Origin of the sequence: Acetobacter fabarum, from assembly GCF_040702925.2 — a bacterium.
Lineage (GTDB): Bacteria > Pseudomonadota > Alphaproteobacteria > Acetobacterales > Acetobacteraceae > Acetobacter > Acetobacter fabarum_B.
Map to the genome: position 1 here is coordinate 156,843 of NZ_JBFCXX020000006.1, position 13,674 is coordinate 170,516.

General features: G+C 48.1%; 11 protein-coding genes and 1 pseudogene. All 12 read left to right on the forward strand.

The genetic code is table 11. The annotated features are described in order from the left end of the window. Window positions 1-70: 70 nt before the first annotated feature. The 12 genes and pseudogenes from AB2L51_RS07030 to AB2L51_RS07085 all read left to right on the forward strand — a co-directional run bounded on the left by AB2L51_RS07030 (window position 71) and on the right by AB2L51_RS07085 (window position 13,438). Window positions 71-2,464, forward strand: a complete 2,394-nt coding sequence (locus tag AB2L51_RS07030) for a TonB-dependent receptor (RefSeq protein WP_395581873.1) — start codon at window positions 71-73, stop codon at window positions 2,462-2,464. A 25-nt stretch (window positions 2,465-2,489) separates the two neighbouring features. Further along, window positions 2,490-3,344, forward strand: a complete 855-nt coding sequence (locus tag AB2L51_RS07035; protein ID WP_395581874.1) for a sugar phosphate isomerase/epimerase family protein — start codon at window positions 2,490-2,492, stop codon at window positions 3,342-3,344. A 15-nt stretch (window positions 3,345-3,359) separates the two neighbouring features. Next, on the forward strand, window positions 3,360-4,406 hold the full coding sequence (locus AB2L51_RS07040; RefSeq protein WP_395581875.1) for an isopenicillin N synthase family dioxygenase: 1,047 nt from the start codon (window positions 3,360-3,362) through the stop codon (window positions 4,404-4,406). Window positions 4,407-4,439: 33 nt separating this feature from the next. Then, window positions 4,440-5,177, forward strand: coding sequence for a class II aldolase/adducin family protein (locus tag AB2L51_RS07045; protein ID WP_395581876.1), 738 nt, complete (start codon window positions 4,440-4,442; stop codon window positions 5,175-5,177). Between the two features lie 271 nt (window positions 5,178-5,448). Next, window positions 5,449-6,699, forward strand: a complete 1,251-nt coding sequence (locus tag AB2L51_RS07050; protein WP_395581877.1) for an FAD-dependent oxidoreductase — start codon at window positions 5,449-5,451, stop codon at window positions 6,697-6,699. A gap of 10 nt (window positions 6,700-6,709) precedes the next feature. Next, window positions 6,710-7,201, forward strand: a complete 492-nt coding sequence (locus AB2L51_RS07055; protein WP_395581878.1) for a c-type cytochrome — start codon at window positions 6,710-6,712, stop codon at window positions 7,199-7,201. A gap of 812 nt (window positions 7,202-8,013) precedes the next feature. After that, complete coding sequence (locus tag AB2L51_RS07060; protein WP_395581879.1) at window positions 8,014-8,709, forward strand: glycosyltransferase family 2 protein; 696 nt, start codon at window positions 8,014-8,016, stop codon at window positions 8,707-8,709. Then, window positions 8,646-10,214, forward strand: coding sequence for a hypothetical protein (locus AB2L51_RS07065; RefSeq protein ID WP_395581880.1), 1,569 nt, complete (start codon window positions 8,646-8,648; stop codon window positions 10,212-10,214). The genes AB2L51_RS07060 and AB2L51_RS07065 overlap by 64 nt, the downstream gene beginning before the upstream one ends. Before the next feature lie 90 nt (window positions 10,215-10,304). Beyond that, window positions 10,305-11,117 (forward strand): annotated as a pseudogene (locus tag AB2L51_RS07070) (transposase). A 165-nt stretch (window positions 11,118-11,282) separates the two neighbouring features. Beyond that, on the forward strand, window positions 11,283-12,284 hold the full coding sequence (locus AB2L51_RS07075) for a UbiA family prenyltransferase (RefSeq protein WP_395581881.1): 1,002 nt from the start codon (window positions 11,283-11,285) through the stop codon (window positions 12,282-12,284). Next, window positions 12,285-12,977, forward strand: a complete 693-nt coding sequence (locus tag AB2L51_RS07080) for an HAD family hydrolase (RefSeq protein ID WP_395581882.1) — start codon at window positions 12,285-12,287, stop codon at window positions 12,975-12,977. Between the two features lie 23 nt (window positions 12,978-13,000). Then, window positions 13,001-13,438, forward strand: coding sequence for a GtrA family protein (locus tag AB2L51_RS07085; RefSeq protein WP_395581883.1), 438 nt, complete (start codon window positions 13,001-13,003; stop codon window positions 13,436-13,438). The last annotated feature ends 236 nt before the right edge of the window (window positions 13,439-13,674 follow it).

Genomic DNA, 13,674 nt, shown 5'->3' on the forward strand with positions numbered 1-13,674 from the left:
AAAATGAAAAGACCGGTTGCCTTATAAGCCCAGAGCCGGTTCCAACTGGAATAAAATCAGGAATACGGGCATGAAATCCTATTTTTTACGTCGGTCCTTCCGCCTTCTGGCCTCGGTTCCGGTGTATGTTAGTCTGCCAGCTCTGCCCTGTCTGCTTTTGGCATCCACCTCACCACTGGCAACGGCGGCACCCGCTGCTGCAAGCCCGCCGTCTGTCGATGCAGGCCACAGTGCCGCAGGCCATAAGCGTACGGGCATTGCGCCGCGCCGCAAAAGCTCTGCCCCCCGGCAAGGGGGTTCCGAGCAGGTTGACGTTACGCAGACCCACGCACATCGCTATCTGTCCGAGCCAACCACGGTCAACGTGATCAGCGGTCAGGAACTGCGCTCGCTCCATCTTGAAAGCCCCAAGGATATTGCATCCTTTACTCCCGGTGTGACGGCTACCAATGCTGTTTCTGGTTCTGCTCCCATTTTCTCCATTCGTGGCGTCGGGCTGGATGATTATGTTGGCACCAATATGGGGGGCATTGGTATTTATCTTGATGGTGTTTTGGCTCCGTTCCCCGTGTTCTACACTGGCCAGATGCTGGATGTGGAAAGTGTTGCAACGGAAAAAGGCCCGCAGGGTTTTGACATGGGGCGCAGCACCACGGGTGGTAGCATTAACGTGCAGTCCGTAAAACCATCTGAAAAGTTCGGTGGTTATGCGGAGTGGGGGTATGGAAGCTACAATACAAGCCGTGGCCGTTTTGCCATTAACACTCCCATTACAAGCAAGATTTCTAACCGTCTGGCCTTCAACTATGTTAAGGGCGATGGCTGGCAGAAGGATGTTGTAACAGGTGCGCGCTATGGATCGCAGGATTTGCTGGCGATGCGTAACCTGACCAAGTTTACGGTGGATGACACATCATCCTTCCTGCTGAACATCCACTATACGCGTGATAAGGGGAAATCTACGTCTCCGCAGGATGTGGATACGGTTGCCAATGGTGGCGTGGGGGCAAACCCCGATCCGCATGCTGTCAATGTTGGCGATACTCCGCCACAACGCAATGAAAACGGTGGTGGTGTTTCGCTTAACTTTACCAAAATTTTTGATTTTGGCACATTTGCCTCCACAACCGGGATCGATTTTTACCGCCGGAACGATCTGGACAACTACGATGGTCTGGGCACCGTTGCTGGTGGAGTGCGCTCCGATGGTACAGGTGTAGTGGGCGGCATTGGCACCAAATATGCCGATTATCGCTGGAACGACACGGCCATTGCCCAGTCGCATGACATGCACCTGCGCATGAATCTGGCCAAAATTTTCCATCTGACCGTTGGTGTGTTCGAATCTTATGACAAGATTGACGGCAGCTACACCAGCTATCGCATGGATGACCCTGACAGCATGGTCAACCTGACCAACCATTTTTCGCAGCAGAATCTGTCCACCGGCGTTTATGTCAACACGGTTACCAACATCACGAAAAAGCTGGACTTTATCGCGTCTGGTCGTTTTTCCTATGATGAGCGTGGCTTTAATGGCGGTTCGGTGTATTCGGCTGTCGGGAACGGAAGCCCGCGTCTTGCCGCACCCTATAATGCAACGCTTAACGGCCCGATCAATCACCTGAACCAGCAGCACGATTACGAACGTTTTACCGGGCGTGTTGGCCTGCGTTACCAGATTGTGCCGGGCACTTACGCTTATGGCACCATTTCCAACGGTTATAAGGCAGGCAGCTATTTTGCGGCCCCTGTGCTGGCTCCCGCGGCACTGGATTACGTCCGTCCGGAAAATCTGATTGCTTATGAAATCGGGATCAAATCCTCCCTTCTGCATAACAAGCTTGTTCTCGAAGGTTCCTTGTTTGACTATGAATATCACAACCGTCAGACACTCTTCTTTGGCACGTTCCACCCATATGCGAATTCAAACATCTCCAGCAACTCGCTGACGCTGGGCACGATCCCGCGTGCACGCACACGGGGGGGCGAAGTTTCCACCACTCTGCATAACGTTATTCCCAATCTTGATCTGCGTGGTTCCTTTGCTTACCTGGATGCACAGATCAAAAGCCCGGTTGACTCGCTACCCGGTCTGACACTGGACCCACAGATCGCGCATAATTCCCAGCTTCCGTTTGCGCCACGGTTCTCATGGAGTGCTATTGCACGATACAACATCGACTTTGACCGTTACCGCACCACATTGCAGGCCAGCTACACATGGAAAGACAACATGTGGGCCGCATTGGGCGACAATAACGCCCAGACCAGCAAGATCAGCTCCCTTGGTCTGCGGATGGAGGTCGGGCCCAAAACCGGCAAATGGACTGCTGCTGTTTATGTGGACAACCTGCAGGATAACCACGGCTCCACCTACTCCTTTACCGGAAGTGACGGGAACCGCTCCCAGTACATCCAGACACCCCGCTGGGTTGGCTGCGACCTGCACTACAACTTCTGAGTCCTGAATGAGAGCCGGGAAAGCGATGATGAAATTTGAACTTTTCCGAACTCTGTGGGGAGACGACCGTCGGTGGGATATCCCACTGGCGGAAGCACGCGCCGCCGGGTTTGTCGGGTTGGAGGCGCGTATTCCTCCAACCCATGCTGCCGCACAGGAATGCAGCACTATTTTGCGAGATGAAGGAGCACCGTATATCGCCATCGCCATGACCGGTGGCGGCGTTATTCCCAACCAGAGCGCCTCCGTCCGAAACCATCTGGATGACCTGCGTTGTGCTGTGGAGCGTGCATTGCCCATGACCCCCCGGTTTATCACCATTCTGGGGGGCAACGACCGCTGGCCTGCAAGCCAGCAGGCAGAGTTTGTCGCACAGGCGCAGGAAATCTGCCGCTCGGCCAACATGCTCTGCTGTTTTGAAACGCACCGCTCCCGTATTCTGGCGACACCGTGGGTAACGCTGGATGTGCTTGCGCAGGTGCCCGACATGCTGTTTACGGCCGACATAAGTCACTGGGTTGTCTGCTGTGAACGCCTGCTGGATGACCCGGCAGATGACCTGTCCGCTTTTGTCGAGCGTGTGCATCACATCCAGGCTCGTGTGGGGTATGATCAGGGGCCACAGGCACCTCATCCCGGTGCGCCGGAATATGCGTCCGCCCTGCGGTTCCACCAGAGCATCTGGCAACAGATCTGGCGGAGCCAGCTTGCGCGCGGATATACGACAACCACCATGACGCCCGAGTGTGGACCAGATGGGTACCTGCACACCTTGCCGTTTACCAACATGCCGGTTGCGGACCTGTGGTCCCTTAACATCTGGACTGGCCAGACAGAGCGCCAGCATTTTCAACATGCCATGTCAGAGACAGGGCAGTAAAAAGGAACTGGGTTGATGTCCGTTTCCACCACAACTGAAACTTTCACCCGTATTCCCGTTATTGATATCAGTGGCCTGTACAGCCCTGATATTGCGCAACGTCAGGCCGTAGCGGACAAGCTGGGTGATGCGGCGCGCAATGTCGGGTTTCTCTTTATCTCCGGGCATAATGTGCCGGATGACCTGATCGAGGGTGTGCGCAAGGCTGCGCGTGATTTTTTTGCCCAGCCTTTTGAAAAGAAGATGGAATACTACATCGGCACTTCTGCCACGCACAAAGGGTTTGTGCCAGAAGGGGAGGAAGTGTATTCCGCTGGCCGTCCGGATCACAAGGAAGCGTTTGATATTGGCTACGAAGTTCCAGCCAATCATCCGCTTGTACAGGCCGGAACCCCGCTGCTGGGCCCTAATAACTGGCCTAACCTCCCCGGTTTTCGGGCTGCGGCGGAGGCCTACTATCGTGCGGTTTTTGATCTGGGCCGTAAGCTCTTCAGCGGTTTTGCGCTCGCTCTGGGGCTGGAGGAAAACTACTTTGATTCCGTAGCCAATTTTCCGCCCTCCAAACTGCGCATGATCCATTACCCGTATGATGCACAGGCGCAGGATGCTTCTGGCATTGGCGCCCATACGGATTACGAATGCTTTACCATCCTTCTGGCAGACAAGCCGGGGCTGGAAGTGATGAACGGGCACGGAGACTGGATTGATGCGCCCCCCATCCCCGGAGCCTTTGTGGTCAATATTGGCGACATGCTGGAAGTCATGACCGCGGGCGAGTTTGTGGCAACAGCACACAGGGTGCGCAAGGTTGCCGAGGAGCGCTATTCCTTCCCGCTCTTTTACGCCTGTGACTACCATACCCAGATTCGCCCGTTACCGGCTTTTGCCAAGGATGATGCCGCTTCCTACGAAACCATCACCATTGGCGAGCACATGTGGGCGCAGGCCTTGCAGACATACCAGTATCTGGTGCGCAAGGTTGAAAAAGGGGACCTCAAGCTCCCCGCAGGAGCGCGCAAAACAGCAACTTTTGGGCATTTCAAGCGCGTTGCCTCAGTCTGAAACCACTTTTTTGAATTTAAGGACACCACAACAATGACAGTACAGCAGACAGAACAGGAATTGCGCGAGGACCTGGCAGCCGCATATCGGCTTATCGCACATTTTGACATGACGGATATGGTGTATACGCACCTTTCTGTCCGTCTGCCCGGTGAGGGACACCGTTATCTGGTTAACCCGTATGGGCTTCTGTTTGAGGAAATTACGGCCAGCAGTCTGGTTATTGTGGATGCAGATGGCATTCCACAGCAAAAAACAAGCTGGAACATCAATCCTGCCGGGTTTGTTATTCATTCCGCGATCCATGCCAACCGGTCGGATGCCGCCTGCGTCATGCATACGCATACCCTTGCCGGTATGGTGATTGCTGCACAGGATAAAGGGATTCTCCCGCTTAACCAGATCAATATCGAGTTCTACGGCGCGGTTGCCTTCCATGCTTACGAAGGTATTGCTGCGGATGACAATCTGAGTGAACGTGAGCGTCTGGTGCGTGACCTTGGCACACGCAATGCCATTATTTTGCAAAACCACGGTCTTCTGACAGTGGGCAGCACTGTGGCGCAGGCATTTTATCGCATGTATTACATGGAACAGGCCTGCAAGATCCAGATTGCGGCCCAGTCAACCGGGGTGCCGCTGCACATTCCGTCGGAAGAAAAAATGCTCCGCGCCAAAAACCAGTTTGATACTGACCCTGATCAGGGTCAGATGATCTGGAAGGCCTTGCGCCGCAAGCTCGATCGGGAACAGCCCGACTATAAAAACTGATCACTTCATGTCTGACCTTGCAGGGGGAGGCTTTTGAGCTTTTCCCTTGCATCTGTCCGTCCATCTGCGTCAGAGGCAGCGCAACAGATGCGGCCAGCCCCTGCCAGCAGGACTGCTTTGCGGGGTGCAAAGTGTGTCCAGCCAGATAAAACAGCCATTTTGCAGGCCAATGCGTGACCGTTTTGCGCACAGGGGTAGCGCATGCACGGCAAACTCTCTTATGCTAAGGTCTTCTATTCGCCAGTTGACCACATAATTAGGAACACGCAGCTTGAAACGCAGAGACCTGTTAGCGGCCTCTCTGGCAGCCGGAATAATGGGGAGCACTCGCCGGGGCTGGGCCGCAGCCCCAGACGCATCGGCCGCTCTTGGGCGTACGGCCCTGCACGGAACCATCCCGCGTATTGTGCCTGTTCGCGCTCATGCGGACCAGATCATGGATATAAAGGTCTGCCTGCGCCCTTTCCGTCCCGCTGGTCCACGCATGGATGTGGAGCGTGTGGCGGGCAAAACAGTGGTGCATAATTACGGCCATGGTGGTAGCGGCTGGTCGCTTTCATGGGGGGCGGCTTACATGGCGGTTGGGCATGCCGCGGCCACGCTGGAACGCAAGGTGGCGGTTGTAGGCTGTGGCATTATTGGCCTGACTTCGGCCCTGACCGCCCAGCGCGCAGGGCTGGATGTCACCATCTACACCCGCGATCTGCTCCCCCATACCCGTTCCGTGCGGGCGAATGGGAGCTGGACGCCAGATTCGCGCATAGCCCTGACCCAGCAGGCTGGTCCCGAATTTGCCAGAACATGGGAAAAAATGGCCCGCTACTCTTGGCAGACCTATCGCGACTATCTGGGCATGCCGGGTAATCCAATCGATTTCCGGGATAACTATACCCTCTCCGATACTGCACCGGATGCGGCAGACCATGCGCCTGTTCCAGCAGATGCGGCCAAAGGCAGCTTTGCCACCACAGGCATGCCGCAGAGCAGTGCGGAATTCGCTGAATATGCCAGCCGGATAAGCGATATTATTCCCGCACCCGAACTGCTGGCCGGGGCTGATAACCCGTTCCCTGTGGCCTATGCCCGGCGCACGCCGCTCATGATCTATAATTTTGGCGCCTATGGCCACCTTCTGCTCGAAGAGTTCCATCAGGCAGGCGGGCGTATCGTGATTCGCGAGTTCCATACGCCTTCCGATCTGGCGGACCTGCCTGAGCGTGTGGTGATCAATTGTCCCGGCTATGCCGCGCGGGACTGGTGGAACGATAAATCCCTTATTCCCGTCCGTGGGCAGACAAGCTGGCTTCCGCCACAGTCCGAGGTCTCTTACGCGCTGGAGTACAAGGGGGCGGCCATGATCTCCAAATCCGATGGCGTGATGATTCAGGGCTATGATATGTACGGACTGGGCGAGATGGATGGCGTAGGCAACAGTTTTGAACATCCGGACCGGGCAGAAGCAGAAAAGGCCATTGCCATTATTGGCGATCTTTTTACCCGCTTTCAGCTCCGTGACGGATAAGAGCGCTATCATGACCCTTTCCTTCACCCTGCGTGTTACTTTTGTGGTCTCTGTGCTGGTGACCTGTCTCCATATAGGTCAGGCATGGGCCGCTCCGCATTCTACGGCTCAAGCTGGCAGCCAGAGCGGCAACGGGCATGCTGTCTCGTTTTCGACTGAGCAGGTAGCCCATGGTGCGCAGATTTATGCTGGAGCCTGTGCCATGTGCCATGGTGCGGACCTTGAAGGTGGGCATGACGTGCCGGATCTGGGCACGTATTTCACCACACGCTGGGCTAATACCCCGATTGACCAGCTGGCCGGATATATATCCCACGCCATGCCCCTGATGGCTCCGGGCACCCTGCCGCCGCAGGATACGGCAGCTCTGGTTGCGTTTCTGCTGCACCAGAATGGTGTGATCTCCGCCACCGATGCGCCTTTGCCTATGGAAGAAGCTCGACTGGCCAAACTCCGTTTTCCCGTCCTCTCTGCCAGTTCTGTTATGGGTGGTAAGCGGTGAAGGAGAGTTCTGTTTGTTCCCGGTGTCAAACCGGGTCGTCATGATATGGGCTGATATTCAGGGGCCATCGCAATTCGCTCTCACATTCACACCGTAGCACTGGGCTTCCTTTTGTACGCCCACACTGTTGTATGGTAAATCCTGATGCACACAGCATAAAAGGCTTTGACAGCGTGAACTGAGGGTGAGTTTTATGCTGCGCAGAAATCACATGCATTCGTGATTAAGCTCAGATAGAGAAGCGTTTCCTGAAAGTTTGGGGGACGGCGGTTCCGCGTGCTGACTGTGGTGGACGACTACATGCGCGAATGCTTGGCGCTGGTGGTGGATACGTCGCCGTCAGGCCTCACACCAGCCTCGATGGCACGGTGCCAGAGGCTTTAGCTCAACACGCCGACAAGGCATACAACAACTCACAGACCCTAAGTTCAAACTGAGGGCAGATTCGGGGCAGGCTACAGGGTTAGTCAGTCTTCTGATACGAGCTAAAAAGCTCAGATAACCAGCACAAAATCGCTACAAGTCCACATCGCTGCAGCAACAGACGTGATCAAGTCCTAATAAGGCCTAACAATTAAGCTTATATACCATTGAGGGTCGCTCAGAAGTGCTTCTGGAACTCCATCTTCCATTCGCGGTGAATCCCCACAAGCCTAGTATATTGAGAAAATTTTGATTTCCAATAGGAGTTTTTTACTATAATAGAAATTTTCTACCATGCATATAACAATTTTCGAAGGTGGGAGGTTGCATTACCGAGTATGGATTGAATAATTACAGTATAATGATATTTTCCCACAGTTGAGGGTTTTATGATTGAGCTTAGTATAGTTATGCCGTGCCTTAATGAAGCAGAGACAATAGCAATATGTATTGAGAAGGCTAACGCTTTCTTAAAGCGTTCGGGTGTCTCGGGAGAGGTCGTTGTAGCGGATAATGGTTCTACTGATGGATCCCAAAATATTGCTCGTTCTCTTGGGGCTAGGGTTGTTAATATCCCAATCCGAGGATACGGAGCAGCTATATCAGGTGGTGTGAATCAAAGTTACGGAAAATACTGTATCATTGGTGATGCTGATGATAGCTATAATTTCAGCAGGTTAGAAGATTTCGTTGAAGCATTACGTGCTGGGGCAGATCTCGTGATGGGAAATCGTTTCCAAGGTGGCATCGCCCCGGGAGCAATGCCGTGGAAAAACAGATATATTGGAAATCCTGTACTCTCATGGTTGGGACGTAAACTGTACAATACAAATATAGGAGATTTCCATTGTGGCCTTCGTGCTGTTAATCGTGATTCTTTTAAACGAATGGGATTAACAACACCAGGTATGGAGTTTGCTTCTGAAATGATTTGCGTGGCCGCAATGATGGGTATGCAAATCGTCGAAGTATCAACGACACTCTCTCCTGACGGACGATCACGCCCCCCACATTTACGACCATGGCGCGATGGAATGCGGCATTTACTTTGCTTGGTGCGTTTGCGCTTGCAAGGTTTGGCGTAGAGTTTCAGAAGATGAATTTTGGATATAGTAAGCAAGTGAAAAATTCATTAAATCATATATTGTCTTTGTTATTCGATCCGTTCCAGAATAAAAATACATTTTATTATATACTTGTGTGCATATCTGTTTTATGCGGATTATTTTCTATTTGGTCATGGTATCCCGGTATTATTCGAGATGATGCGATGGCGCAATATTTGCAAGCCGTAGGAGCTGAGCCGGTTACAGATTGGCATCCACCACTGATGGTCAGGTTGTGGCAATTACAAATAAACACATTAGGAACAGCAAATTTACTTAATGCAACATTAATTATCATTTTATCTTTTGGTTTATTCATTTTTCTAAAAATTCGTCCATGCGTTATGAGTTTAATACTTTATCCTATCATTTTTTTTTCTCCGATATTTTTTGGAATTATGGGGTTTATTTATAAAGATATTCTTCTATCTAATTTGATTTTTTTGACTGTAGGTGTGTACTTTTCTTATGCTGTCAAAGGGAAAATACCTGGTTCGGTGCGTATTATATTATGTATGACGTTATTTACCTTAACATTTTTAAGATTTAATGCTGCTTTTATAGTGGCGCCATTGTTAGTAATGATCTTAGTTGGATGGTCCATTTCAGTAAGAAATATTCTATTAACTGGATTGTTAATTATTTCGTTAGCTTGTGTTGTTGGGCCTGTGAATCATATTTTATTAAGATCTGGCTCTGATCATCCAGAAAAATCATTGGAAGTTTTTGATTTAGGAGGAATCGCACATTACTCCCTCCCTAAAGAAAAACGAACAATAGCATTTAAGATGTGGACGGTAGCGACGGAACAAGAAAAACTTTCTGCATGTTATTTGCCTAGGCAATGGGATGAGTATGGAATGTGGGTTCCCGTGGGACAAGAAAAACTACATATTGCATGGGATATGTGGGGAACTGGAGGTGTATATAGTACACGCACAATTAATAAAAATGCAAAAGATTCTCGTGTAGATATGTGTTTTGAATTGGGTAATCAATTACGATCAAATCCATCATTGGGTTCCAAGTGGTATTCAGAAATAAAATCTCATCCTATTGCTTATATGCATCATAGATTTAAACATTTTTCCTATATTATAGTTAAGAAACTTGGGGCTAATGCGTCATCTCTAGACGCTGGATACTATAGTTTAGATCTTGTGGATAAATCACAAATACAACATCATTTTATTAGCAGAAAATATACAAAATTTATTGATAAAAATAAATATTTATTAACAAGCTATGGTTTGACATACTTGATTTTAATGGTATTTGTATTTTTTAAATCAATATCGTGCATGGGTTTTGTTGATAAAACATTAAATTCACTATCTTTTTCTTCAATAATTTATATATTTGGGTATTTTTTTGTTGGGGTTGGATCTCAATTTAGATACATATTGCCATCAATATATTTGGCTGTTGCGTCTCTACTTATAATATATATTTCAAAAGGATACCAAAAAAGAAACCTTCTGTGAAGTTTCTTAGTTGGAGGGCTCTAAGAACTCCATGGGTTTGTGTGCGGATCTGTGATTTCATGCCTCCTGTAGTGATTAGGTGGATGAACAATAAAGCAGCGCGGTTTCTTTGTTGTTGAAGAGCAGCTTGCTCGTTTGAGCGGGCTTGGCGATCAGCTTGAAGCCTTTTCCCGGACCTGTGGATTTTGAGGTGTTCCGCCTGATCTGGAGAGGGCTCTGGCTTATTCAGATGGAAGCAAAGGCGGGCGTCCGCCCTTTGATCTGGTTCTGATGTTCAAAATCCTGGTGATTCAGACGCTGAACAACCTCTCAGGCGAGCGGACAGAATATCTGATCAACGACCTCCTGTCTTTCATGCGTTTTCTTGGTTTGGGCCTGTCGGACCGGATGCCGGATGCCAAAACGGTCTGGCTGTTCCGTGGGCGTCTGACATAGGCGGGTGTGATCGATGGTCTGTTCAATTGCTTTGACGGAACCCTGCGGAACGCTGGTTATCTCCCAATGTCAGGCCGGATTCTGGACGCAACGCTGGTGACGGTTCCAAAGCAGTGCAATACCAACGCGGAGAAGGCGGATATCCGGGCAGGACGGATCCCACAAGACTGGCAGGACAAATCAGCAAAGCTATCCACAAGGAGCGTCATGCATGCTGGCTATCGCGCAAAAGCCAATGAAGCCTTCATGGAAAAGCACGGCTTTGTCCCAACAGTTCACAGAAAAAAGCCATATTTCAAGTCGATGCTCCAATGCATCCAGCGGTCCAATGCTAGGAAATCCGCCAGTCGGTCCCGTGTCGAACATGTTTTTGCTGATCAGAAATCACAGACGGGACTGTTTGTCCGGAGAGTGGGTATCACCCGTGTCATCGTGAGGATCGGGCTCTCAGGCCATTTTATAGATTAAGCACATGTCCGAAAAACCGGGGCCATATCTGTCCCTGATACAGATCAAAGAAGGTTTCTTACATCCCATGAATGATTTTTCAATGCGTTTTCTTTCCATCCTACTAGATATAAAAGAGGAACCTGTTATTTATTACGCTAAGAAACTTTCGCTTGAGGAATTTTAATGAGTGCTCTGGACAAAAAGAAGCTGCTTACAAGCTGTGATGATCAGAAACGAAGGAAAGGATTGTTACGTGAGTATATTTCCATAGCTCGTCTTGATCATATTACTAAACAAATTTTTGTGGTTCCTGGTATCATTCTTGCATATTTGTTGCGTGGTGATCATTCTGGACAATTTATACTAAACTGCATATTGGGGTTTATAGCAGCTATTGCAATAGCTTCTGCGAATTACGTTATTAACGAATATCTTGATCGTGATTTTGACAAGCATCATCCGGTTAAAAGTCAAAGAAGCGCAGTACAGTACGATCTTAATGGGAAAATAATTCTATGTGAATGGATGTTTTTGGTTATTATCGGATTTATTGCAGCATTATTATCAAGTGTAACAATGCTTGTAATCGCTGTGATATTTGCAGCTCAGGGTATTGTGTATAATGTGCCACCATTACGCACAAAAGATAAAGCATATCTAGATGTTATATCAGAATCTATCAATAATCCTTTGCGTCTTATGATAGGTTGGGCTATCGTCGACCCAATGACATTACCACCAGCCTCAATTATTCTTGCATACTGGTTAGGTGGTGCTTTCCTTATGGCAGCAAAGCGTTATTCAGAGTATTTGGAAATCGTGAATACACACGGCAAAAATCTTCTTGTTCAATATAGGGCAAGTTTTGCAGGATATACCGAAACATCCCTAAATGCCTCATGCTTTTTCTATGCCATGTTGTCCTCTTTTTTTCTTGCGGTTTTTTTTGTAAAATACAGAATAGAATACATTCTGGTTATGCCGCCACTGATTGCATTATTTACTTATTATCTGGTTATTTCCTTCCAACCGGGTTCAGCTGCTCAAAACCCAGAAAATCTTTTTCATGATACAAAGATGGTAGTTTTAGTTTCTATTTTGGGAATTACTTTCTTGTTTTGTACGTATGTTAATATACCACAAGTGTATATTTTTTCTGATCAACATTTCATTGCGTTTAAATAGATGATAAGAAATAATTTCTCACAAGATACTTGGAGAGATATTGATCTCGTCTGTTTTGATGTGGATGGAACACTTTATGATCAACGCAAGCTGCGTCTATTCATGTTACGAGAAATTTTGATGGAAGTATCACAAACGCGTAAAGTGAATTTTATACGCATTCTGAAAATTTATCGTTCCCTTCGTGAGAAAGCAATTGCCTATCCTAATAATTTTGAACAACTTCTCATATCAGAAACCGCTAATCTTGCAGGGTGCAGTGAGAATACAGTAAAGGATATCATTACTGAATGGATTCATATTCGCCCTTTGCGCTACCTAGATAAATGCCGATATGCAGGGGTGATAGATCTATTCTCTAGGCTTAAATCACATGGTAAGAAAATCGGTATTTTTTCTGATTATCCAGCTGAAAATAAAATCATATCTTTAGGATTGAAGGCTGATTATATTGTATATGCTGGTGACAAGGATACTCCGAGACTTAAACCTGATCCGCAAGGTCTATTGAATATCATGCAAATGTCTGGATCTGGACCTGCGAATACATTGCTAATAGGAGATCGACCAGAACGCGATGGAATCGCGGCACGGAAAGCTGAGAGTTACGTTCTACTCCGATCAACAAAAAAGTATAATGATTTCCAAACATTTAATAGATATACAGAATCTATTTTTTCATTAAACAGTTAATATATTGGATACAGGTATTATTCATGTTAAAAAACAAAGAAACACTTCAACATCTGTTCCGCTTCCTAATCGTTGGAGCGATTGGTACTATTGTAAATTATTTATTTTTCCTGTTCTTGCTTAAAGAGATAGGATGGCAGTATCAAATTGATGCAGTTTGCGGTTTTTTAATGGGGGTACTTATTGGATTTCCACTTAATAAAGCATGGACTTATGAAAGTAGAGCTAATCAGAATGATACCAGTATTTTTTACAAATATGTTTGTGTCTATCTATTTTCCTTGGTTGTCAACTTCTATGTCTTAGGAATATTGGTGACACAATTTAATCTCGACCCTCGCGCAGCAAATGGTCTGACTATTATCATAACTACCATAATCAATTTTCTTGGAACAAAACTCTGGGTATTCCGATCCACCTTGAAAAATAACAAAGAGGAACTTAACGAATATTTATTATAGCTAATATAGTAATTTGATAATAATATGAATAAAAGTGGTGCCAGTTTTTCGGACATATGTGGTAAGAGCCTGTTTGGAAAATCATGGGTGAGTGTTTTTGCGTATGAGATTGACCCCCATGGCGACGAGAATCATGGCCTTTGACACGTCGATACGACGTGGAGGGTTCGAAGAACCCTCTGGTTTTGGGCCTTTTTCTGTGATTCCATCTCTTGTGTGATGACTGGAGGAGTGGC